The following is a 20174-nucleotide window of genomic DNA, read 5'->3' on the forward strand; positions in this document are numbered from 1 at the left end:
GTGGTTGCCGACTCAGGTACTGGGTACGGGTCTCGACAACGGTGCTGACTATATCCTGTTGAATATTTAAACGCAACTTAATATTCTATTTAATTGTAAAAACCTGCCTGACAGCTGTTGTTTTGTTATGTTATAACGTCACAATTCTGATGTGGCGCAACATCGCCAACCGTTTTCTGGAACAGGAAATCACCATGCCCACCCCTTTGACCGCCAACCAGCAACGGGTGCTCGACGCCCTGCGCCAGGCCGGTGCACCGCGCACGGCCTATGCACTGCTCGACCAGCTGCGTGACCACGGGCTGAGCGCCCCCACGCAGGTCTACCGCGCGCTGGACAAGCTGGCCGAGCAGGGCGTGGTCCACCGCCTGGAGTCGTTGAACGCCTATGTGTGCTGCTCGCACCCGGATGAGGGCAGCCATGACTTCTCGGCCTTTGCGATCTGCGACAGCTGCGGGCAGGTGGACGAGTTTGTCGACGACGCGCTCAACCGCTGCCTGGGCAACTGGGCGCACGGCCATGCGTTCGCGTTGGCCCATTCGAACATCGAGCTACATGGCAAGTGCTCTGCCTGCACTGCGCTGCACGCCTGAGGCCCTGCCTGCCGCACGCGGCTGCAGTGCCAGCAGCGTGCTCCCTTTCCCTGCTTGAGAGATTCCATGATGCATACCGTAGCGCCGGTTCAGCCGCCGCATGCCCGATTGCCGGTGACCGTACTGTCGGGCTTTCTGGGCGCGGGCAAGACCACCTTGCTCAACCACATCCTGCACAACCGCGAAGGTCGGCGCGTGGCCGTCATCGTCAACGACATGTCCGAGGTCAACATCGACGCGGCCCTGGTGCGTGATGGCGGGGCCGACCTGTCGCGCACCGACGAAAAACTGGTGGAGATGAGCAACGGCTGCATCTGCTGCACGCTGCGCGAGGACCTGCTGGTGGAGGTGGCGCGGCTGGCGGGCGAGGGCCGCTTCGACCAGCTGGTCATCGAGTCCACGGGCATCTCCGAGCCGCTGCCGGTGGCCGAGACCTTCACCTTCGCGGGCGAGGACGGACGCAGCCTGGGCGATGTGGCGCGGCTGGACACCATGGTGACCGTGGTCGATGCCTTCAACTTTCTGCACGACTATGGCTCGCGTGACAGCCTGCGCTCGCGCGGCGAATCGCTGGGCGAGGAGGACCGCCGCACCGTGGTCGATCTGCTGATCGAGCAGGTGGAGTTCTGCGATGTGATCGTGCTCAACAAGATCGACCTGGTCACCGATGAGGACTGCAGCCGGCTCATGGCCATCCTGCGCGGGCTCAACCCGCGTGCCAGGCTGGAGATCGCCTCCTTCGGCCAGCTGCCGCTGGATCGCGTGCTCGATACGGGGCTGTTCGATTTCGAGGAGGCCTCCAGGGCGCCGGGCTGGCTGCAGCAATTGCGTGGCACGCACCAGCCCGAGACCGAGGCCTATGGCGTTGCCAGCTTTGTCTACCGCGCCCGCCGCCCCTTTCATCCCCGGCGCTTCTTCGGCCTGGTGCAAAGCGAATGGCCGGGCGTGGTGCGCTCCAAGGGGTTTTTCTGGCTGGCCAGCCATCCGGCGCTGGCCGGCTCCTGGTCACAGGCCGGCGCCGTGGCCCGCCATGGCCCGGCCGGGCACTGGTGGGCCGCCGTGGAGGCCGAGCGCTGGCCGCGCGACCCCGAAAGCGTGCAGCGCATCCTGGACAAATGGGTCGATGGCGTGGGCGACGCGCGCCAGGAACTGGTGCTGATCGGCATGGGCATGGACGAGCAGGCGCTGCGCGCACTCCTGGACGAATGCCTGCTGACCGATGCGGAAATGGCCATGGACCCGCAGGCCTGGACGCAGTGGGACAACCCCTTTCCCGGATGGAACTGATGCCCGGCCGGTACCGAGCCGGCCCTGAGTCGGCCCTGAGCCGACATTGAACGCTTGCCGCGCCGCCCTCGCGGGCGTGGCCCCTGGAGCCCCGAATGCTTGCACCTCTTCCCGATGTTTCCCTGACCGATCCCGCGCCCAGCCTCAGCCCGCTGCAATGGGTGGGCATGCAGGGCATAGACCTGCCCGTGACCGTGGCCGAGCCCGGCTACTGGCGCGAGCTGCATGCGCGCGCCGATGTGCAGGTCGATCTTCCTGCGGCCCATGTCAAGGGCATACACATGTCCCGGCTGTACCGGCAACTGGACAGCCTGGCCGAGGAATCCGCGCTGTCTGCCCTGGCGCTGCGCCATGCGCTGCAGGCCATGATCGACAGCCACCTGGACTGCCAAAGCCGCAGCGCCCGGCTGCGCCTGTCGCTGGACCTGCTGACCCAGCGGCCCGCCCTGGTCACCCACGATCTGTCGGGCTGGAAGTCCTATCCCGTGCGCCTGGACGCCACGCTGGCGCAGGGCGTGTTCCAGCTGCGGCTGCAGGTGGGCGTGGGCTATTCCTCGACCTGCCCCTGCTCGGCGGCACTGTCGCGCCAGTTGCTGGAGCAGGGCTTTTTGCAGGCCTTTGCGGGCGAGCCGCTGGTGGAGCCGGACCAGGTGGCTTCCTGGCTGCGCCGGCACGGCACGCTGGCCACGGCACACAGCCAGCGCAGCGAGGCCCAGGTCAGCGTGGACCTGGCCTGTGATGCGCCCGACCTGGGCATCCTGCCCCTGATCGCCCGCGTGGAGCAGGCGCTGGGCACGCCCGTGCAGACCGCCGTCAAGCGCGCCGACGAGCAGGCCTTTGCCGCGCTCAACGGCCGCAACCTGATGTTTGTCGAGGATGCGGCGCGCCGCATACAGGCCGCGCTGGAAGGCAGCTACGCCCAGCCGCGCGTGCATGTGCGCCACATGGAGAGCCTGCATCCGCACGACGCCGTGTCCTGGGCATGACCCGCGAGCCGGCCCCCGTTTGTCTACAACCCAAGGAGTTTTCCATGCAAGTGCTCTCGTCCCTCAAGGAAGCCAAGCTGCGCCATCGAGACTGCCAGGTGGTGCGCCGCCGCGGCCGCATCTACGTCATCTGCAAGAGCAACCCGCGCTTCAAGGCCCGCCAGGGCGGCGCAAAGAACAGGCGCAAGGGATGATCCGCAAGAACCCGCGCGGCGACCTGCCGCGCATCCATGCCAGCGCCTTCGTGGACCCCACGGCCATCCTGTGCGGACTGGTGATCGTGGAGGAGAACGTCTTCATCGGCCCCTATGCGGTGATCCGTGCCGACGAGATGGATGCGGACGGCCACATCGACCCCATCGTGATCGGTGGGCACTCCAACATCCAGGACGGGGTGGTGATCCACTCCAAGTCGGGCGCGCGCGTCAGCGTGGGGCAGCACACCTCGATCGCCCATCGCGCCATCGTCCACGGGCCCTGCACCGTGGGCAATGGCGTGTTCATCGGCTTCAACAGCGTGCTGTTCAACTGCGTGGTCGATGACGGCTGCGTGGTGCGCTACAACGCCGTGGTCGATGGATGCCACCTGCCGCCAGGCTTTTATGTGCCGTCCACCGCGCGCATAGGCCCGGAGACCGACCTGTCCACGCTGGCCCAGGTGCCCGCCGACGCCAGCGATTTCTCCGAGGACGTGGTCCGCACCAACAACGAACTGGTGCGCGGCTACAAGGCCATCCACAATGAGTTCTGACCGGCCGGGAGGGCTGCATGTCCGATTCCGCTGACCTCAAGAACCTGGGGCTGAAGGCCACGCTGGCGCGACTGTGGGTGCTGGACATCTTTCGCCACGGGGACCAGCGGCATCTGGCGGCGGAGGAGGTCTATCGCCAGCTGCATGACCAGGGCCGGGGCACCAGCCTGGCCACGGTCTACCGCGTGCTGGCGCAGCTGGAGCAGGCCGGGCTGCTGCAGCACCAGCGCTTTGCGGCGGGCAAGGCGGTCTATGAACTCGATGACGGCGAGCACCATGACCACCTGATCTGCACGCGCTGCGGCCTGGTGCAGGAGTTCCACGATGCGGTGATCGAGCAGCGCCAGAAGCTGCTGGCGCGCTCGCATGGCTTTGCCATCGTGGAGCACTCCCACATCCTCTACGGGCGCTGCGTCAAGCCCGACTGCGAGCGGCTGGCGGGCCGGCAGGCACCTACCGCTCCTTGAGGCTGCGCTGCGCACGCTCGCAGATGCGGCGCGTGGCGGGCACGGGCGATTCCTGGAGCCATTGCGCACACAGGGCGCGCACCCAGTCAGGCCGGCTCTTGGCCGCGTCGTTGAGCCAGTTGGCCACCGAGTCCTGCACATAGGGCGAGGCATCGGCGCGCAGCCGCTGCAAAAGGGGCAGGGCGATCTCCGGCTGCTGCTTGAGCGCCGCGATATGGCTGCACCAGACGCCGCGCGGCCGCAGGGCCTCGCTGGCGAAACGGCGCAGGCGGTCGGAGGGCCGCCTTGTCCACCGGGACAACTCGGCCACGGCCTGCGGCAGATCGCTGGCCAGATGCGGGCGCACGCCCATCCACGACCATTCGCGCACGCCGAAATGCGGGTCATCGGCCAGCGGCTGCAGCAGCTCCAGGCGCTGGCTCAGGGTCAGGCCCGGCTGCGCACCGGCCATGAAGCAGGCCCAGCCGCGCACCGTGTCAGATCGGTGCGTGAGGCAGCGCTGCCAGCCGGCCTGGCCCAGCGCCTGCCACAGCAGGCCGCCAATGCACTCCATGCGCTTGAGAATGCCCAGCTGGCCCAGCGCCTGCGCCGTGTCCTCCAGCTGCGGCCACGCGTCGGGGAAGACGGCCTGCAGCAGCCGGGCCTGGTCCACAGCCAGGCTTTCGGTCAGCGTGGCGGTCTCTATCTCGCCAAGGGACAGGGCCTGCAGCAGTTCGGGAGTGATATCGACCGTGCGGTTGGCGCCCTTGCGCCGGGGGGCGGGCGCCGTCATGCGCTGGCCTCCACGCCTGCGGCGGCCTTGGCCAGCAGCTTTCCCAACTGGCCGCGTTCGGCGGGCGACAGGTTGGAAAACAGGCCGGCGATCCATTGGCTGTGCCGGGCAAACAGCTTGCGCGCCAGCTGGCGGCCCTTGGCGGTGAGCTGCACGCGCAGCGCGCGGCGGTCGGCCGGGTCGGGCAGGCGCTCGGCCAGAGCCTCGCGTTCCAGGCCGTCCAGCAGGCCGGTCACGGTGGCGCGGGTGATGCCGGCCTGCTCTGCCAGGTGGTTGGGGGCCAGCCCTTCGCTGGCGGATTCCAGCAGGAACAGCAGCACGAAGCGCCCTTCGGACAGGCCGTGCGGCGCCAGCAGCGCGGCGCAGTCACGGTCGATGCGCGCAGCCAGGGACAGTGTCTGGAAGCACAGCCGCATGCTGTCCACGTCGTCCAGCTTGCGGCGCTCGGCCTCGGCCAGCAGGGCCTGGTATTTCTGTTCGAGTTGCATGTGGCAAGCATACAGTATGGCGGCTAACCATGTGCGCCCGCCTTGGCCGTTGCCGGCATCCGGGCTCCGTGGCTGCGCTTTTTGCGCAGCCGGCGCAGGCCGATGACCACGCCCGTGGCGCTCATCAGCAGGCCGCCCAGGCTGAAGGCCAGCAGCAGCGCATCCCACAGCGGCCGGCGCTGCAGCAGCGGCAGCCAGTCCCAGCTGTGCAGCATGGCGAACAGCCAGCGCTTGAGGCGCTGGGTGCTGTCCAGCCGGCCCAGCACCTGGCCCGTGTGCGGGTCGATGTGCACCCAGCTGGCCGCGGCATCGCCAAAGACCACGCGCAGAACGGGCAGGGGCTTGTCATGGCCGCCCATCATGGTGTGCTCGGCGCGCTCGTACCAGTACAGGTCGTGCGCGGTCAGCCATTCGCTGCGCAGCACGGGTGCGTCGATCAGCACGGCCGCGCGGTCCAGCAGGGCCTCGCGCGAATGGGCTGCGGGCGCGGCGCTGGCGCTGTCCAGCACCAGGGGCGTGCCGGCTGCGGGCTGGGCCAGCACCTCGGTGCGGCCTGCGGTGCGCAGCCAGCGCAGTTCGCGCACGGGACCGCCCGCCGCGGCGATCAGCGACTGCGGCGTGGCGTCGTCCCCGGTCAGGCGCAGCGGACCCTGTTGCCACCGTGCCATGTGCAGTGGCGGCGTGCCCGTGTCGAACAGGCGCCAGGGGTTCATGGACATCAGGCCGCTGAAGATCCAGGCCAGCGTGGTCAGCGCGAACAGCAGGCCCGCCACATGGTGCCAGCGCATGGCGCGGCCCGGGTAGGGCGTGCGCAGGCCGCTGCGGTAGGGCTGCCTGAACCGCCAGCGCATCACCCCGACCACGGTGCCGGTGATGGCCACGGCAATGCCGACCAGCGACAGCACGTTGACGATGTCGGCCCAGGCGCCATCAAAGGCATTGCCCCTGAACATGTACAGCCAGTGCAGCCAGGCGCCCAGGTAGTTCCAGCCGCGCTCGGTGCGCGTGGCATCGCGCACCACCTCGGCCGTCGTGCCGGAGATGTACAGCAGCGTGCCATCTGCATCGTCAAGCTGCACGCGGTGCAGGGGGCGGTGAATGTCCAGGGCGCGCGAGTGGCTGAAGGCATCCTCATCCACCGTGCCCAGGTAGTGCAGGCCCGTGCCGTCCCCCGCGAAGGCGCGGGCACTGGCCAGGGCCTGCGCCTGGCTGGTGGCACCCAACACCTGGCCGCTGGCCGCATCGATGGCCACGGGCTGGCGCCGCCCCTCGGGCGTGACCAGGTAGCTGGCACGGCCGGCGCTGCCGGCATGCAGGCGCAGGTCCTTGAGCGGGCCGTCGATGCCGGCCGCGCGCAGCGCCTCGGCGGGCGCGAGCAGGGCGGCGTTGCCATTGAGCGCCGGCAGGTGGCGCAGCCGCTCGGCCTGCGTGAGCTTGGGGTAGCCCACGTACATCATCACCATGCCCGAGACAAACCACAGCGCAAAGAACAGGCACAGGGCAATGCCCAGCCAGCGGTGCAGCAGGAACAGCCAGCGTTTGAGGTGAAGGCGCATGGTGCGTCTCCTGCTCAGAAGGCCACGCGCAGCGAAATGTCTGCCGTGCGCGGCGCGCCCAGGTAGGCCATGGTGCTGGTCAGGCTGGCGGCGTAGACGCGGTCCGTGGCATTGCGCAGCCGTGCAACCACGGTCATGCGCGGGTCGATGCGGTAGCTCAGGCCCAGGTCCAGCAGGGTGTAGGCGGGCCAGGACAGCGTGTTGGCCGCATCGGCATAGATGCCCCCCACGCGGCGCAGCCCGGCATTGACCTCCAGCGCCGGCGTGATGCGGTAGCTGGTCCAGAGGTTGAGCACGCTGGCGGGCGTGTTCGTGGGTCGCTTGCCCGCCAGGGACACGCCGCCTTGCTGGTAGTTGTCATAGCGCGCGTCCACATGGCTCCAGTTGCCCTGGATGGACCATCGCGGCGTGGGCGCCAGGCCCATGGACAGCTCCACCCCGCGCGAGGACTGCTGGCCCACCAGCACCGTGCGCGTGCTGTCCTGCGGGTCCTGGGTGGAGATGTTGCGGCGCGTGATGCGATAGACCGCCAGCGCCGCAGTTCCCTTGCCCTGCCAGAACGACAGCTTGCTGCCCGCCTCCACCTGGCGGCCCGTGGTCAGCCCGGTGTTGTTGATGGCGTCGGCAAACGAGGCGCCCATCAGCATGCCCGACGGCGGATCGGCCGCCGTGGAGAACTGCGCGTAGAGATTGGCCTCGGGCGTGGCATCCCAGACCAGGCCCACGCGCCCGGTCGTCGGGCTATAGCTGCGGCTGTAGCTGGCGGGCAGCGCGGGCGTCACATCGCGCCGGTTGGTCAGGTCCACCTCGATGCGTTCATGGCGCAGCGCCGTCAGCAAGTGCAGGGCAGGAGTGAGGGCCGTGCGGTTTTCCAGGTAGAGCGCGGTGGTGGTGACCTTGTTGTCGCGGTCAGGCCTGAAGCCGGGTGCCATGCCGGGAATGTCGTAGAAGTTCTCTGTCGTGAAATCGTAGGGATTGACCGTGCTCACCGTGCCCGACAGGCTGTTCGGAAAGCGTGTCTGCCGGTTCACGCTCACATCCAGCCCAAAAGCCCATTCGCTGCGCCGGCCGGCCAGCTCGCCCAGGTAGCTGCCTTCGATGCGGTCGCCCACCATGCGCTGGTCATGGCGCTGGAGCAGCGCCGCCGAGCGCACCACCGCGGTGTTGTCGGGCGTGAAGCGGTAGGTCTCCACGTTGCGGTAGTCGCGCAGCGCGTCATAGGCGTAGAAGGTGTTGCTCAGCTTGAGCCGGTCGCTGGCCCGCCATTCGGTGATGGAGCGCAGCCACTGCACGCGCTGGGCATACAGGCCGTCGGCGCTGTTGTAGTTCTTGCCTAGGGTCGCCTCGTCAATGCGCGCCTGGCCGCGCAGCGGGTTGAGCAGCGGCGTGCCCCAGTAGGGGCGGTCCACGCGCTCATGCTGGGCCTCGTAGGCCAGGGTGTGCGTCAGGCCGCCACCCAGGTCGGACAGCAGCGAGGTCGCCAGCTGCGTGGAGCGCGACTGCGTGCCGCCCACCCAGCTGCCGGCGTCGCGGTGGTTGAGGTCCAGGCGCAGGTAATGGGTCGTGCCCTGGCTGTCAGTGGCATCGCCCAGGCGGCGGTTCAGCCCGACGGAGGCTTCCTTCAGCCCGTAGCTGCCCAGGCGCAGCTGGCCTTCGGTGAAGCTGTCGCGCTGGGCCAGCTTGGTGATGTAGTTCAGCGTGCCGCCCACGCCGCCTGCGCCATAGAGAAAGCCGGAGGCGCCGCCCACGGCCTCCACCCGGTCGTAGATCCAGCTGTCCACGGGCCGGGCCGCAATGGAGTACTGCAGGTTGATGCCGTTGAACAGCTGGCTGACCGACCCCGTGCCGAAGCCCCGGTAGCTGATGCCGATGTTGCCGGGCGGGCTGTAGGCCGTGACGCCCGGAATGGAGCGCAGGATCTCCTGCGTGTCCTGGGCGCCGCGCGCCTCGATGGCGGCACGGTCCACGATGTGCACCGAGGCCGGCGTCTCGCGCGCCGTCAGGCCCAGGCGGCTGGCCGTGCCCACGGTCTTGTTCAGCGGCAGCAGGCCGTTGGCGTCGGCCGTGGCCTGGTCGGAGACTTCGACGGCGGGCAGTGCCGCCTCGGCCAGGGCCTGCGCGTGCGCGGCAGGCGTCCAGGCCGTGCCCAGCGCGCAGCACAGCGCTACGGCCAGGGGATGGGGGCGAAAGAGGGGTGCAGGCAGGCGCAGCGGCGCTGCCATCGCGGGGAAGGGGAGGGAATTCACGAACTGACTCCGGGTCTTGCGCCGCGCATGCGGCGCAGGCGGGCCGGGCGCGCATCAGCAGGCCCGGTGGCGATTCAAGAGAACACGGCAGTCAGCGGGGGAGGGCCGCGCGCCGGCAGCGGCGCGCGTGTGACGGAGGCAATGTGCGCCGCCACCAGCGGCAGCAGCGCGTGGGCCAGCGGCTGCTGGTGGGGCACGGCCATCTGCGGCAGGGCCGGCGGCGGTGCACCAGCGGGCAGGCACATGGGGCAGTCAAGCTGGTGGTGGCCCATGCCCGGGGCTGCGCTGTCGCCCAGCGCCACCAGCTTGACGTCGCCGCTGGCCGTGCAGACCAGCTCGAAACCCTGGGGATGGACCAGGGGCGAAGCCACGGCAACGCCCAGCGTCACGGCAAACCAGGCCAATATCAGCCGGGTGAGCCAGAACGAGGAGCGAAGCGCTTGCATGGGCCGTGATTATGGCTTGGCGGGCGCGGGCGTGAACAGGCTGCCGCCCAGCTTGACGCCGGCCTTCAGGCCGCGCTTGGCGAACCAGCCCTGGTTCATCTCCAGCACATAGCGCACGGGCTTGGCCGAGCAGTGCGAGTCCTCGGTCATAGGCTTCATGTCGGCCAGGTTCACGATGGTGCCGTCATCGGCCACGAAGGCGGCGGTCAGCGGCAGCAGGGTGTTGCGCATCCAGAAGCACTGCACGGCAGGCACCTCGAAGACGAAGATCATGCCCTCCTGCTGGGGCATTTCCTGGCGGAACATCAGGCCGATGGCGCGCTCGCGGTCCGAGGTGGCCACCTGTGCGTCGATGCGGTGGATTCCGGCCGTCAACTCCACGCGGCGCAGATTCATCTGGGGGCTGCCCTGGGGCTGTGCGCCTGCCGATACGGCGGCGCCAGCCAGGCAGGCGGCCATGAGCAACCGCTGCAGCGCGCGGCGGGAAAGGGGTGTGTGGAGGGGTGTCGAAGGCTTCGTCATCTTGCACATTCTGTCGCAGGGGGCGCGTGGCCGGACGCAAAAATCGGCCCGGCCGGGCCATCATGGCCGGGCGGGCGGCAAAAAGCCCGCAGTGCATTGCTGACTTGCGGGCTTTTTTTGAGGGGATGCCAGCGGGCATCCCGGCGCCTGGATCAGGCCACGGCCTTGTGTGCCTTCTTGGTGGAACGCTTGGCGTGCTTCTTGCCGGAATGCTTGCCGCTCTTGGCAACCTTGGCCTTCTTGGCTGTGTGAGCGGGAGCAGCTGCGGAAGCGGCCGTGGGAGCCGACATCGGCGTTTCGGGTGCTGCGGCGGCCTGTGCAAAGGCGCCTGCGGCAAACGAACCGGCGACCAGGACAGCGAGGAGTTTTTTCATATATGCCATTTCCTAGAAAAGCGGTAGAAGCCAAGTTGAACCAGACAGCGGTGCGAAATTGTTGATGCACCGCAGATGCTCAACGCACTGACTGTATCGCCGTTGACAGGAAGGCGACCCGATTGTCGTTAGAATTTTCTGCACCAAATTTGTGCCCATTCCGGGCATTCACTCTTGCCTCGTGCACCAGCCAACGGAGACCCGTCCCCATGAACCGCTTCCAGCACATCCAGGTGCCGGCCGAGGGCCAGAAGATCACTGTCAACGCCGACATGTCGTTGAACGTGCCAGACCAGCCCATCATTCCTTTCATCGAAGGCGACGGCACCGGCGTGGACATCACGCCCGTGATGATCAAGGTGGTGGATGCCGCCGTGGCCAGGGCCTATGGCGGCAAGCGCAAGATCCAGTGGATGGAGGTCTTCGCGGGCGAGAAATCCACGCGCATCTACGGCCCCGATGTCTGGCTGCCCGAGGAAACCATGCAGGCCCTTCGCGAGTACGTGGTCTCCATCAAGGGCCCGCTGACCACGCCCGTGGGCGGCGGCATCCGCTCGCTGAACGTGGCGCTGCGCCAGGAGCTGGACCTCTACGTCTGCCTGCGCCCCGTGCAGTATTTCAAGGGCGTGCCCTCGCCGCTGAAGGAGCCCGAGAAGACCAACATGGTCATCTTCCGCGAGAACTCCGAGGACATCTACGCGGGCATCGAGTACGAGGCCCGCAGCGACAACGCCAAGAAGCTCATCGACTTCCTGGTCAAGGAAATGGGCGTCAAGAAGATCCGCTTCCCCGAGACCTCGGGCATCGGCGTCAAGCCCGTGTCCATCGAGGGCACGGAGCGCCTGGTGCGCAAGGCCATCCAGTACGCCATCGACAATGACAAGCCCAGCGTGACCCTGGTCCACAAGGGCAACATCATGAAGTTCACCGAAGGGGGCTTCCGCGACTGGGGCTACGCGCTGGCCGCGCGCGAGTTCGGCGCCCAGCCCATCGACGGCGGACCCTGGCTCAAGTTCAAGAACCCGCGCACGGGCCGCGACATCGTCATCAAGGACTCGATTGCCGACGCCTTCCTGCAGCAGATCCTGCTGCGCCCGGCCGAGTACTCGGTGGTGGCCACGCTCAACCTCAACGGCGACTACATCTCGGACGCGCTGGCGGCCCAGGTCGGCGGCATCGGCATTGCGCCCGGCGCCAACATGTCCGACTCCGTGGCCTGCTTCGAGGCCACGCACGGCACGGCCCCCAAGTACGCGGGCAAGGACTATGTGAACCCGGGCTCCGAAATCCTCTCGGCCGAGATGATGCTGCGCCACATGGGCTGGCGCGAGGCGGCCGACCTGGTCATCAGCGCGCTGGAAAAGGCCATCCAGAGCAAGCAGGTGACCTACGACTTCGCCCGCCTGATGGACGGCGCCACCCAGGTGTCGTGCTCCGGCTTTGGCGAGGTGATGATCTCCAAGATGGATTGACGGGCGCCCGCGCTCCATGAAAAAACCGCGCCAGGGCGCGGTTTTTCTTTGACGGGCGTTGACGGGTCAGCTCTTGGGTAGCGCACAGCCATCGGGCCCGCAGTCCTCGCCTTGGGGCGCGGTCTGCTCGCCGGCGGTGATGGCCGCCACCTGCTGCACCCACTCGCCCAGCTGCGTTGCCCAGCCCTGTGCATCTCCCAGCCAGGGACCGATGTCGATGCGCTGGATGGCGCGCTGGCCCGGCTGCTCGGCCTCGGGGTGGTCGAACTCCAGCGCGAAGGTCGGGAAACCCTGGCCCTGTGCCAGGTTCAGCCATTCGCGCGCCTGGGTGATATGCGCCTGGGTGGCAGCGCCGGACAAGCGCTGGAAGGCCTGGGCAAAGGCCTCGCCGTCCAGTCCCAGGTCACGGGCCAGTTCCTGCAGCACGGCGGGGTCGCTGATGCGGCGGCCTTCCACGTAGTGGGCCTGCTGCTGGCGCGCCAGCATGTCCAGGCCCCGGCCCGCCAGTTCCTCGGTGGCCAGCAGGGCCGTGGTGGGCGGCTCGGAGTCCAGCACGGCGCCCAGGTCGTTGAGCAGGCCATCGAAGTAGGCAGGGCCGAACGGCTGGCCTGTCATCTCGGCAATGCGCTGGTCGTGCGGCATCACATGGCCGCGCCAGTCGGCCGTGATGGTGCGGGTGTGGGCGCCCGTGAGCATGCCGCCGCCATGCCATCGCAGCGTGACGCCGGGCACGCTGCGCGCGGCCTTGACCAGGGGCGCGGCGGCATAGCACCAGCCGCACAGCGGGTCGAAGATGTAGTGAAGGACAAAGGGCGGCTGCGCGGTCGTGGTCATGGCAGGAGCGGGCTGTGATGAAGGCGCCCACTGTAGCGGCTATTGGCTTGCCCGTGACGGGGCAGGGCCGCAGGCAGAATGGGCGACTGCCGCCGTGCAGCCACCGTGCTGCCATCGTCGATCCCGTCTGCATTGCCATGCGCCTCAAGTCCACGCCGCCTCCGTCCGATCCGTCCGACCCGTCCGCTTCCTCTGCACCGGCCGCCGAGCCCAGTGTCCAGTCCGTCGCCCGGCGCGGCATGCTGGGTTTTCTGCTGTTCTGGCTGCTGGTCATGGGAGTGCTGTACTGGGCCATGCAGATGTACCTGAAGCCGGCCGGCGTCAAGGTCCAGGCCGATGGCACGGTGGCCATTGCGCGTGACCGCGACGGGCATTTCCGCGTGGAAGGGGCCGTCAACGGGCAGCCCGTGCTGTTCCTGGTGGACACGGGCGCCAGCATGGTCGGCGTGACCGAGCCGCTGGCCGAGCGCGCAGGCCTGGACGGCGGCGAGCCGGTTCGCTTTCGCACCGCCAATGGCGAGCGCGACGGCCGCATGGTGGTGGCCGATCAGGTGCGCGTGGCCTCCCTGGTGGTCAGCGGCCTGCGCGTGGGTACGGGCTATACGGGCAGCACGGACAGGGATGCGCTGCTGGGCCAGAACTTCCTGCGCCAGTTCGATGTGGAAATACGCGGCGACCGCATGCTGATCCATCCGCGCGGCAGCGGGTCTTCGCCCAGGCAGTAAGTACGTAAGCAACTAAGTAACTAACTAGCTAAGCAAGGGAGAGGGACATGACAAACAACGGCTTTCGCACCGACAGGCGCAGGTGGCTGCAGACGGGCGCAGCCCTGGCGACGCTGGGCTGCACGGCCTGTGCCAGCGTGGGGCAGGGCGGTGCCTTTTCCACCGGCACCGGCACCGGCACCGGCACCGGCACCGGCACCGGCACCGGCCTGGCCGAGGACCTGGGCGAACGCCTGGACCAGGGCGTGCAGAGCGGAGAACTGGCGAACCTGCACGCTGTCGTCGTGATGCGCCACGGCCGGCTGGCGCTGGAGCGCTATTTCGAGGGTGAGGACGAACGCTGGGGGGAGCCGCTGGGCAAGGTGGCCTTCAACGCCGACTCCCTGCACGATGTGCGCTCGGTCAGCAAGAGCATCGTCGGCCTGCTGTACGGCATGGCCTTGGCCGAGGGCAAGGTGCCCGCGCTGGACACGCCCCTTGTCCAGGCTTTTCCCGCCTACGGCGATCTGGCGGCCGATGGGCGCCGGCGCGCCATCCTCATCTCCCATGCCCTGGGCATGACCATGGGCCTGCAATGGGACGAGGACCTTCCGTATTCCGACCCGCGCAACAGCGAAATCGCCATGGAGCGCAGCAGCGACCGCTACCGCTACGTGCTGGAACAGCCCATCGTCGCCCCGCCCGGCGAAGGCTGGTGCTACAGCGGCGGGGCGACGGCCCTGCTGGGCCACCTGATCGCGCAGGGCAGCGGCATGCCGCTGCTGGACTATGCGCGGCACAAGCTGTTTGCTCCGCTGGGCATCGACAAGGCCGAGTGGACGCCTGGCACCAACGGCGAGGCGGCCGCCGCCTCCGGCCTGCGCCTGCGGGCGCGGGACCTGGCCCGCATCGGCCAGCTGGTGCTGCAGCAGGGCGAATGGCAAGGCCGGGCGCTGGTGGCCCGGCATTGGATTGTGCAATCCATGCAGCCGCGCGTGGACGCCTGGCCCGGCCTGCGCTACGGCCACCACTGGTACGTGGGGCAGACCCGCGCCGGCCTGGCGTACTACATGGCCATCGGCCTGGGCGGCCAGCGGCTGGTGATCGTGCCCCAGCATTCGCTGGTGTATGCCGTCTTCATGGGCAACTACGACAGCCCCCAGCAGGTGCAGCGCGTGGCGGCCGTGCAGGGCCTGGTCGCCGCTGCCTTGCGGTGACTGCCTTGCGCTGACAGCCTTGCCCTGACAGCCGTGCGCGGGCACGGCGGGCGTGCGAGAATCCCCGCTTCCAAGGTCGGCCGCATGCCCGGCTCGCGCAAGCAGGGCGCGAAGCGGGGCGGGCCGGTGCGTGTCGAGGCTCGATCCACTTTCCTGGTTCCGGTGCCGGCCCATGAGCCCCTGAGGCCATGGCGCCGGTTGTTTCTGCCTCCCGCATGATCGCCAGATCACCGTTTGCCCGTGTCCCACCGCCAGCCCATCCGCATCGCCGACCGTCACCAGTTCGACACCCTGATCGACGCCCGTTCGCCTGCCGAATTCGCGCAGGACCACATTCCCGGTGCCATCAACTGCCCCGTGCTCGACAACGAGGAGCGCGCCCGGATCGGCACCATCTACAAGCAGGTCAGCCCCTTCGAGGCCAAACGCCTGGGCGCGGCCATGGTCTCGGCCAATCTGGCGCGCCATCTGCATGAAACCTTCGCCGACAAACCCGCCAACTGGAAGCCGCTGGTCTACTGCTGGCGCGGTGGCCTGCGCAGTGGTTCCATGGTCACCTGGCTGCGCCTGGTCGGCTGGGATGCCCAGCAACTGGCCAACGGCTACAAGTCCTATCGCGGCCATGTGATCGAGCTGATCGACCGCCTGGTGCCCCAGCTGCGCCTGCAGGTGCTGTGCGGCGCCACCGGCAGCGCCAAGACCCGCGTGCTGCATGCCCTGGCCGAGGCCGGCGAGCAGGTGCTGGACCTGGAGGGCTATGCCAGCCACAAGGGCTCCTTGCTGGGCAACCTGCCCGGCGTGGAGCAGCCCAGCCAGAAATACTTCGAGACGCTGCTGGCCCAGCAGCTGGAGAGTTTCGACACCGCACGCACCGTGTACGTGGAAGGCGAGAGCGCCAAGATCGGTCGCGTGTCCCTGCCGCTGGTGCTGGTCGAGCACATGCGCCAGTCGCCCGTGATTGCGCTCGATGCCACGCCCGAGGCACGCCTGGCCTACCTGCTGCGCGACTACGCCTACCTGGGCGACGATCCGCAGATGCTGGCCGACAAGCTGGGCTGGCTCAAGGAACTGCAGGGCAAGGAGACCATCTCGCGCTGGCAGGCCTGGGCGCATGAGCGCAGCCTCTCGCCGCTGTTCTCCGAGCTCATGGCCCAGCACTACGACCCGCACTACGAGCGCTCGCAGGAGCGGCATTTCACGCAGTGGCGCACGCGCCGCAGGGTGCAGGCCGACGACCTCAGCGAGGCCGGCATCACCGCGCTGGCGCGCCAGATACTGGCGCTGGATGGGCCATCGGCCGCATGAAGCAGCCGGGTGGATCAGGCGTTTGAATCAGCCGTGTGAGTCGGCCAGCACCGGATACAGCGACAGCAGCAGCAGGGCCGCCATGCACCAGTTGAAGCGGCGCAGTGCCTGCGGCGAGCGCAGCGCGCGCCCCACGGCGCTGCCGAACAGCGTCCAGACGCTGACGCTGGGATAGTTCACGATGCCCAGCACCAGGGCGGCCAGCACCAGGTTGATGAAGAAATCCTCGCGCGGCGTGTAGGTGGCAATCACGCCGATGGCCATGATCCAGGCCTTGGGGTTGACCCACTGGAACGCCGCCGCCTGCCAGAACCCGAAGGGCCGGGCACCCGCGTTGCCGCCGTCGATGCCGCCGCTGCCCGCGATCTTCCAGGCCAGCCAGACCAGATAGGCCGCGCCCAGGTACTTGAGCGCGGTGTAGATCACCGGCAGGCGCTCGAACACCGCGCCCAGGCCCGCGCCCACCAGCAGCACCATGACCACCACGCCCACGGTGATGCCCAGCATGTGGGGCACCGTGCGGCGGTAGCCGAAGGTGGCGCCCGAGGCCGTCAACATCACATTGTTGGGGCCGGGCGTGACGGAGCTGACGAAGGAGAACATGGCCAGTGGCAGCAGGAACGAGGTGTGGGCGGTATCGAAGGGCATGGTGGCAACAGGCATGACAGGGAATCCGGCGCCCTGTCTGCGCATGCCGCAGGCCGCGGCGCCGTCAGGCCATGCTAATGGCAGTGTTCGGTACAGTAGCAGTACACTTTGCCAGAACAATTTGCCAACTGGCCTGCCCACATGACCCTGACACTTGATCCCGCAGCCACGCCGAAGCAAGCGCAGGCACAGCAGACACCGCAGACATCGAGTGCATCCTCCGCTACGGCTTTCCAGGCCGCTGCGCCCTGGCGTCCGCTGCGCTCCTCCGATCTCTCGCTGGTCGAGCAGCTCGTGGACCACTACGGCAGCCTCATCCGCCACCATGGCCTGCGCGCGGGCTCGCGGCTGCCCTCGGTGCGCGCGCTGGCGCAGCAGGCCGGCGTCAGCCGCGATACCGTGGTCCAGGCCTACGACCGGCTGGCCGCCCAGGGCCTGGTGCATTCGCGGCGCGGCTCGGGCGTCTTCGTCAGCGCCCGGCGCGCGGCCCAGGCCTTGCCGCGCGCCAGCCAGGGTCTGCCCACGCTGGAGCAGGGCGCCGCCTTCGATACCGCCTTTCTGTTGCGCAGCATGTTCCGCGAAGGCACGGAGCATTCGGGCGACGCCGGCATGCTGCCGCCGGAATGGCTGGACCAGGAGATGCTGGCCTCGGCCCTGCGCGCCGTCGGCCGCAGCACGGGCACCAGCCTGCTGACCTATGGCGTGCCCCAGGGCTATCTGCCGCTGCGCCAGCAGATCGCCTCGGTGCTGCAGGCCCAGGACGTGCCAGCCCACCCCGAGGCCCACCTGATGACCGTGGCCGGTGTCACGCAGGGGCTGGACCTCATCGTGCGCAGCCTGGTGCGCCCTGGCGATACCGTGCTGGTGGAAGACCCCGGCTGGTTTCTCATCTTCGGCCGGCTCAACGCCCTGGGGGTGAACGTGGTCGGCGTGCCCCGCCTGCCCGGCGGCCCCGACGTGGAGGCGCTGGAGCGGCTGGCCCGCCAGCACCAGCCCCGGCTTTTCATCCTGAACACGGCCGTGCACAACCCCACGGGCCAGACCCTGTCGGCCGGCGTGGCCCATGAGGTGCTGCGCATTGCCGAGCGCCACGACTTCTACCTGGCCGAGGACGACACCTACTCCGACTTCCTGCCCGGCGTGCCCGTGCGCCTGGCCGCCATGGACCGGCTGCAGCGCGTGCTCCTGGTGGGCGGCTACTCCAAGACCCTGGCCGGCAGCCTGCGCGTGGGCTATGTCGCGGCACACACCGACCTGATACGGCGGTTGACCGACCTCAAGCTGCTGGGCGGCCTGACCACGGCGCTGCCGGGCGAGCAGGTGGTGCACCGCGTGCTGGCCGACGGCCAGTACCGCAAGCATGTGGACCGCCTGCGCGAGCGCGTGGACCGCGCGCGCAACCGCTGCCTGCGCATGCTCGAAGCCCTGGACTGCCGCGCCCCGCACGAGCCGCAGGCCGGCATGTTCGCCTGGGTGGACTGCGGCGTGGACTCGGAGGTGCTGGCCCGCCATGCCGCGCCGCAGGGCCTGCTGCTGGCGCCGGGCCTGCTGTTTTCGCCCAGGCAGGCCGCGGGCAGCATGCTGCGCATTCCCGTGCCCATGGTGGAGCAGCCCCAGACCTGGAAGATCCTTGGCCACCTGCTGGCGCAGCACCGGGGCGGTGGTGGATGAGTGGACGGTGCAGCAACACTGCCTGACGGGAGGTTGACGCTGCCGGCGCCAGGGCGTGTAAGACACGGCATCGGGCCTCGGCGCCCCGGTAGTGCGCTGCTATCGTTCCGGGATGACTATTGAGCTTGTCTTGCCAGGGGAGGCCGGCCACAGAGCCGGGGTGAACGACAGCCAGCCCCGACCGGGAGGTGGCGCTGCGCGCCGCCTGGCGCCCGTGCTGGCGCTGCTGCTGACGGCGGGCTGCGCCGACACGCCCGCGCCGCGCGGCAAGGTGGAGGGCGCCTCGTTCGAGCCCAGCGAAATCGTGCAGTCCGACAGCAACCGCATGGCCACGCTGGCCATGAAGGAGAACCTGGACAGCCTGATGCGCATCATGGACAAGCTCTACCTGCGCAACCCCGCCGAGTGGAAGAAAACCGCTGAAAGCCGCGAGGCCGCATCCGCCTACGTGCGCATCGCCATCACCGAGCGCCAGCCCTGGGCCGACCTGCGCGGCGCCCAGGACGTGGCCGCGCTCTCGCTGGCGCTGCAGCCCGACTTCAAGGGCGACCGCGTGGCCGCCTTCGTCCATGCGCTGGCCGACACCATCATCACGGCCCACGGCGGGCGCACCAGCTTCACCCTGGTCCATGGGCTGGACCCGCAGCTGATCTACAACGCCGCGCGCAACGTGGAAGTGGCCAACTGGATACTCAACTCACGGCGCAATGCCGCTGGCGGGCCGCTGCTGTTGTCCAACCACCTGGGCGACGACGCGCGCAACCTGAGCTTCGAGCGCGAGATGGGCAAGATCATCGGCCGGCTGGACCTGATCGCCAACTACACCACCGAGCGCTACAGGCGCTCCTTCATCGGCTACGGGCAGGGACTGGTGGCGGGACCCTTCATGCAGTTCCTGCCCGTGCGCTGAGGCGGCAGGCGTCAGGACTCGTCACACAGAACGATGGTGACCAGAGCGGAGGTGTCTTCGATGGCGCGTACCGCATGCGCCATGTTGGCCGGCAGGTGCATCAGCTGGCCGGCCTGCAGGGACTGGCGGCTTTCGCCGAGCATCACCTCCAGCTCGCCTTCCAGGCAATGCAGGCTGACGCTGCCAGGCACCTTGTGCGGCGGCAGCGACTGGCTGGCGCGCAGCACCACGCGGATGACCTCCATGTCCTGGGACTTGAACAGGGCACAGGTCCGGGCGCCCGCCAGCCGCGCACCAAACGGCAGGACATCGATGGCTTGAGCGGTCAGTGCAAAGGGGGTGGCCATGGCGGACCTCCAGGCGTTGGCGGGCAATACTGCCATTGTCCTCCGAAGCACCGCAATCCATCAACCGCAGCTGTGTGACAGCAGGGGCTTGTGCAGGGTTTCAGCCCGGCACGCTGGCCTCCACCAGCAGGGCCAGCAACTGCAGCGACTCCTGCCAGCCCAGGTGGCAGGCCTCGGCGGGAATGACGGCGGGCACGCCTTCCTGGGTCACATCCATTTCAGTGCCGCAGAACACCTCGCGCAGCGTGATGGTGGTGATCATCTCGCCAGGCAGTTGCGGGTCGTCGAAGCGGTCGGTATGGCGTACCAGCCGGCCAGGCTCCAGGTCCAGGAACTCCCCGCCGAAGCCGCTGCGCCCGCCCGTGGACAGATTGACGAAGGCCATGCGGTAGCGCCCGCCGACCCGGGCGTCGAACTCGGGCACCTCGCAGATGTAGCCGTGGGGCGGCAGCCATTTGGCCAGGGCAGCGGCCGTGGTGAAGGCCTGGTACACGCGCTGCGGCGGCGCCTTGAGGACGCGGTGCAGCCGGATGGTGTGGACGGTGTGTGACATGCGGAACTCCTTGGCGTGGTGTCGT

Annotated in this window: 23 protein-coding genes; 12 read left to right on the top strand and 11 right to left on the bottom strand. The window is 68.6% G+C overall.

Features of this window, described 5'->3' with window-relative positions; all coding sequences use genetic code 11:
* The first annotated feature begins 149 nt into the window (after positions 1 to 149).
* The 6 genes from ACF8NF_RS17725 to fur all read left to right on the top strand — a co-directional run bounded on the left by ACF8NF_RS17725 (position 150) and on the right by fur (position 4084).
* Positions 150 to 593: a Fur family transcriptional regulator gene (locus ACF8NF_RS17725; protein ID WP_126312237.1), complete on the top strand. Its 444-nt coding sequence runs from the start codon at positions 150 to 152 to the stop codon at positions 591 to 593.
* Between the two features lie 66 nt (positions 594 to 659).
* Positions 660 to 1880 carry a zinc metallochaperone GTPase ZigA gene (zigA, locus tag ACF8NF_RS17730; protein ID WP_392450986.1) on the top strand — a complete coding sequence of 407 codons (1221 nt, stop codon included), beginning with the start codon at positions 660 to 662 and terminating at the stop codon, positions 1878 to 1880.
* Positions 1881 to 1975: 95 nt separating this feature from the next.
* Positions 1976 to 2866 (top strand): GTP cyclohydrolase FolE2, encoded by an 891-nt coding sequence (gene folE2, locus ACF8NF_RS17735; RefSeq protein ID WP_016445964.1) that lies wholly within the window; start codon positions 1976 to 1978, stop codon positions 2864 to 2866.
* A 44-nt stretch (positions 2867 to 2910) separates the two neighbouring features.
* Positions 2911 to 3060, top strand: coding sequence for a type B 50S ribosomal protein L36 (gene ykgO, locus ACF8NF_RS17740; RefSeq protein WP_013802515.1), 150 nt, complete (start codon positions 2911 to 2913; stop codon positions 3058 to 3060).
* Entirely contained in the window at positions 3057 to 3617 is a 561-nt protein-coding gene (locus tag ACF8NF_RS17745) for a carbonate dehydratase (RefSeq protein ID WP_343739731.1), read from the top strand. The genes ykgO and ACF8NF_RS17745 overlap by 4 nt, the downstream gene beginning before the upstream one ends.
* Positions 3618 to 3634: 17 nt before the next feature.
* Positions 3635 to 4084: a ferric iron uptake transcriptional regulator gene (gene fur, locus ACF8NF_RS17750; protein ID WP_343739732.1), complete on the top strand. Its 450-nt coding sequence runs from the start codon at positions 3635 to 3637 to the stop codon at positions 4082 to 4084.
* Here fur and ACF8NF_RS17755 read toward each other — a convergent pair.
* The 7 genes from ACF8NF_RS17755 to ACF8NF_RS17785 form a co-directional block, all read right to left on the bottom strand.
* Complete coding sequence (locus ACF8NF_RS17755) at positions 4071 to 4856, bottom strand: DNA alkylation repair protein (RefSeq protein ID WP_047327784.1); 786 nt, start codon at positions 4854 to 4856, stop codon at positions 4071 to 4073. The two genes, fur and ACF8NF_RS17755, sit on opposite strands and share 14 nt — an antisense overlap.
* Positions 4853 to 5344 (bottom strand): MarR family winged helix-turn-helix transcriptional regulator, encoded by a 492-nt coding sequence (locus ACF8NF_RS17760; RefSeq protein ID WP_012205483.1) that lies wholly within the window; start codon positions 5342 to 5344, stop codon positions 4853 to 4855. The genes ACF8NF_RS17755 and ACF8NF_RS17760 overlap by 4 nt, the downstream gene beginning before the upstream one ends.
* A gap of 23 nt (positions 5345 to 5367) precedes the next feature.
* Positions 5368 to 6900 carry a PepSY domain-containing protein gene (locus ACF8NF_RS17765; RefSeq protein WP_392450987.1) on the bottom strand — a complete coding sequence of 511 codons (1533 nt, stop codon included), beginning with the start codon at positions 6898 to 6900 and terminating at the stop codon, positions 5368 to 5370.
* A 14-nt stretch (positions 6901 to 6914) separates the two neighbouring features.
* Complete coding sequence (locus ACF8NF_RS17770; RefSeq protein ID WP_312841259.1) at positions 6915 to 9122, bottom strand: TonB-dependent siderophore receptor; 2208 nt, start codon at positions 9120 to 9122, stop codon at positions 6915 to 6917.
* A gap of 98 nt (positions 9123 to 9220) precedes the next feature.
* Positions 9221 to 9592 carry a DUF2946 family protein gene (locus tag ACF8NF_RS17775; protein WP_013802509.1) on the bottom strand — a complete coding sequence of 124 codons (372 nt, stop codon included), beginning with the start codon at positions 9590 to 9592 and terminating at the stop codon, positions 9221 to 9223.
* A gap of 9 nt (positions 9593 to 9601) precedes the next feature.
* Positions 9602 to 10051, bottom strand: a complete 450-nt coding sequence (locus ACF8NF_RS17780) for a DUF192 domain-containing protein (RefSeq protein WP_046988766.1) — start codon at positions 10049 to 10051, stop codon at positions 9602 to 9604.
* A gap of 215 nt (positions 10052 to 10266) precedes the next feature.
* Positions 10267 to 10488, bottom strand: coding sequence for a hypothetical protein (locus ACF8NF_RS17785; RefSeq protein WP_016445972.1), 222 nt, complete (start codon positions 10486 to 10488; stop codon positions 10267 to 10269).
* 209 nt (positions 10489 to 10697) lie between these two features.
* Between ACF8NF_RS17785 and icd the strand changes: the two genes are divergently transcribed.
* Positions 10698 to 11960 carry an NADP-dependent isocitrate dehydrogenase gene (gene icd, locus ACF8NF_RS17790; protein WP_012205489.1) on the top strand — a complete coding sequence of 421 codons (1263 nt, stop codon included), beginning with the start codon at positions 10698 to 10700 and terminating at the stop codon, positions 11958 to 11960.
* Positions 11961 to 12026: 66 nt separating this feature from the next.
* Here icd and ACF8NF_RS17795 read toward each other — a convergent pair whose 3' ends face one another.
* Positions 12027 to 12794 (bottom strand): DsbA family protein, encoded by a 768-nt coding sequence (locus ACF8NF_RS17795; protein ID WP_126312243.1) that lies wholly within the window; start codon positions 12792 to 12794, stop codon positions 12027 to 12029.
* A 137-nt stretch (positions 12795 to 12931) separates the two neighbouring features.
* On the opposite strand from ACF8NF_RS17795, the gene ACF8NF_RS17800 reads away from it, so the two are divergent.
* From ACF8NF_RS17800 to mnmH, 3 genes are all read left to right on the top strand, one after another.
* Positions 12932 to 13519 (top strand): TIGR02281 family clan AA aspartic protease, encoded by a 588-nt coding sequence (locus ACF8NF_RS17800; protein ID WP_026062969.1) that lies wholly within the window; start codon positions 12932 to 12934, stop codon positions 13517 to 13519.
* 47 nt (positions 13520 to 13566) lie between these two features.
* Positions 13567 to 14715 carry a serine hydrolase domain-containing protein gene (locus tag ACF8NF_RS17805; protein ID WP_392450988.1) on the top strand — a complete coding sequence of 383 codons (1149 nt, stop codon included), beginning with the start codon at positions 13567 to 13569 and terminating at the stop codon, positions 14713 to 14715.
* 240 nt (positions 14716 to 14955) lie between these two features.
* The gene (mnmH, locus tag ACF8NF_RS17810) at positions 14956 to 16020 is read left to right on the top strand and encodes a tRNA 2-selenouridine(34) synthase MnmH (RefSeq protein WP_343739742.1); all 1065 of its coding nucleotides are present in this window, start codon (positions 14956 to 14958) and stop codon (positions 16018 to 16020) included.
* A gap of 27 nt (positions 16021 to 16047) precedes the next feature.
* Here the strand turns inward: mnmH and ACF8NF_RS17815 are convergent, their stop codons facing one another.
* The gene (locus ACF8NF_RS17815; protein WP_016445977.1) at positions 16048 to 16683 is read right to left on the bottom strand and encodes a LysE family translocator; all 636 of its coding nucleotides are present in this window, start codon (positions 16681 to 16683) and stop codon (positions 16048 to 16050) included.
* Between the two features lie 126 nt (positions 16684 to 16809).
* Here ACF8NF_RS17815 and ACF8NF_RS17820 point away from each other — a divergent pair, with 126 nt between their 5' ends.
* Both ACF8NF_RS17820 and ACF8NF_RS17825 read left to right on the top strand, forming a co-directional pair.
* Positions 16810 to 18339 carry a PLP-dependent aminotransferase family protein gene (locus ACF8NF_RS17820; protein WP_047219014.1) on the top strand — a complete coding sequence of 510 codons (1530 nt, stop codon included), beginning with the start codon at positions 16810 to 16812 and terminating at the stop codon, positions 18337 to 18339.
* 112 nt (positions 18340 to 18451) lie between these two features.
* Positions 18452 to 19249: a hypothetical protein gene (locus ACF8NF_RS17825; protein ID WP_392450989.1), complete on the top strand. Its 798-nt coding sequence runs from the start codon at positions 18452 to 18454 to the stop codon at positions 19247 to 19249.
* Between the two features lie 11 nt (positions 19250 to 19260).
* Here the strand turns inward: ACF8NF_RS17825 and ACF8NF_RS17830 are convergent, their stop codons facing one another.
* Both ACF8NF_RS17830 and ACF8NF_RS17835 read right to left on the bottom strand, forming a co-directional pair.
* Entirely contained in the window at positions 19261 to 19596 is a 336-nt protein-coding gene (locus ACF8NF_RS17830; RefSeq protein ID WP_016445980.1) for a cupin domain-containing protein, read from the bottom strand.
* A gap of 100 nt (positions 19597 to 19696) precedes the next feature.
* Positions 19697 to 20149: an SRPBCC family protein gene (locus ACF8NF_RS17835; RefSeq protein ID WP_392450990.1), complete on the bottom strand. Its 453-nt coding sequence runs from the start codon at positions 20147 to 20149 to the stop codon at positions 19697 to 19699.
* Positions 20150 to 20174: the final 25 nt, after the last annotated feature.

The sequence above is a fragment of the Delftia sp. WSY_22 genome, assembly GCF_043104185.1.
GTDB classification, from domain to species: Bacteria; Pseudomonadota; Gammaproteobacteria; order Burkholderiales; family Burkholderiaceae_C; genus Comamonas; species Comamonas tsuruhatensis.

What these genes read in the sequence shown, in the direction of transcription:
- ACF8NF_RS17725 (WP_126312237.1), top strand. Translation starts at nt 150, where the DNA reads ATGTGGCGCAACATCGCCAACCGTTTTCTGGAACAGGAAATCACCATG.
- zigA (WP_392450986.1), top strand. Translation starts at nt 660, where the DNA reads ATGATGCATACCGTAGCGCCGGTTCAGCCGCCGCATGCCCGATTGCCG.
- folE2 (WP_016445964.1), top strand. Translation starts at nt 1,976, where the DNA reads ATGCTTGCACCTCTTCCCGATGTTTCCCTGACCGATCCCGCGCCCAGC.
- ykgO (WP_013802515.1), top strand. Translation starts at nt 2,911, where the DNA reads ATGCAAGTGCTCTCGTCCCTCAAGGAAGCCAAGCTGCGCCATCGAGAC.
- ACF8NF_RS17745 (WP_343739731.1), top strand. Translation starts at nt 3,057, where the DNA reads ATGATCCGCAAGAACCCGCGCGGCGACCTGCCGCGCATCCATGCCAGC.
- fur (WP_343739732.1), top strand. Translation starts at nt 3,635, where the DNA reads ATGTCCGATTCCGCTGACCTCAAGAACCTGGGGCTGAAGGCCACGCTG.
- ACF8NF_RS17755 (WP_047327784.1), bottom strand. Translation starts at nt 4,856, where the DNA reads ATGACGGCGCCCGCCCCCCGGCGCAAGGGCGCCAACCGCACGGTCGAT.
- ACF8NF_RS17760 (WP_012205483.1), bottom strand. Translation starts at nt 5,344, where the DNA reads ATGCAACTCGAACAGAAATACCAGGCCCTGCTGGCCGAGGCCGAGCGC.
- ACF8NF_RS17765 (WP_392450987.1), bottom strand. Translation starts at nt 6,900, where the DNA reads ATGCGCCTTCACCTCAAACGCTGGCTGTTCCTGCTGCACCGCTGGCTG.
- ACF8NF_RS17770 (WP_312841259.1), bottom strand. Translation starts at nt 9,122, where the DNA reads ATGGCAGCGCCGCTGCGCCTGCCTGCACCCCTCTTTCGCCCCCATCCC.
- ACF8NF_RS17775 (WP_013802509.1), bottom strand. Translation starts at nt 9,592, where the DNA reads ATGCAAGCGCTTCGCTCCTCGTTCTGGCTCACCCGGCTGATATTGGCC.
- ACF8NF_RS17780 (WP_046988766.1), bottom strand. Translation starts at nt 10,051, where the DNA reads ATGGCCGCCTGCCTGGCTGGCGCCGCCGTATCGGCAGGCGCACAGCCC.
- ACF8NF_RS17785 (WP_016445972.1), bottom strand. Translation starts at nt 10,488, where the DNA reads ATGAAAAAACTCCTCGCTGTCCTGGTCGCCGGTTCGTTTGCCGCAGGC.
- icd (WP_012205489.1), top strand. Translation starts at nt 10,698, where the DNA reads ATGAACCGCTTCCAGCACATCCAGGTGCCGGCCGAGGGCCAGAAGATC.
- ACF8NF_RS17795 (WP_126312243.1), bottom strand. Translation starts at nt 12,794, where the DNA reads ATGACCACGACCGCGCAGCCGCCCTTTGTCCTTCACTACATCTTCGAC.
- ACF8NF_RS17800 (WP_026062969.1), top strand. Translation starts at nt 12,932, where the DNA reads ATGCGCCTCAAGTCCACGCCGCCTCCGTCCGATCCGTCCGACCCGTCC.
- ACF8NF_RS17805 (WP_392450988.1), top strand. Translation starts at nt 13,567, where the DNA reads ATGACAAACAACGGCTTTCGCACCGACAGGCGCAGGTGGCTGCAGACG.
- ACF8NF_RS17815 (WP_016445977.1), bottom strand. Translation starts at nt 16,683, where the DNA reads ATGCCTGTTGCCACCATGCCCTTCGATACCGCCCACACCTCGTTCCTG.
- ACF8NF_RS17820 (WP_047219014.1), top strand. Translation starts at nt 16,810, where the DNA reads ATGACCCTGACACTTGATCCCGCAGCCACGCCGAAGCAAGCGCAGGCA.
- ACF8NF_RS17825 (WP_392450989.1), top strand. Translation starts at nt 18,452, where the DNA reads ATGACTATTGAGCTTGTCTTGCCAGGGGAGGCCGGCCACAGAGCCGGG.
- ACF8NF_RS17830 (WP_016445980.1), bottom strand. Translation starts at nt 19,596, where the DNA reads ATGGCCACCCCCTTTGCACTGACCGCTCAAGCCATCGATGTCCTGCCG.
- ACF8NF_RS17835 (WP_392450990.1), bottom strand. Translation starts at nt 20,149, where the DNA reads ATGTCACACACCGTCCACACCATCCGGCTGCACCGCGTCCTCAAGGCG.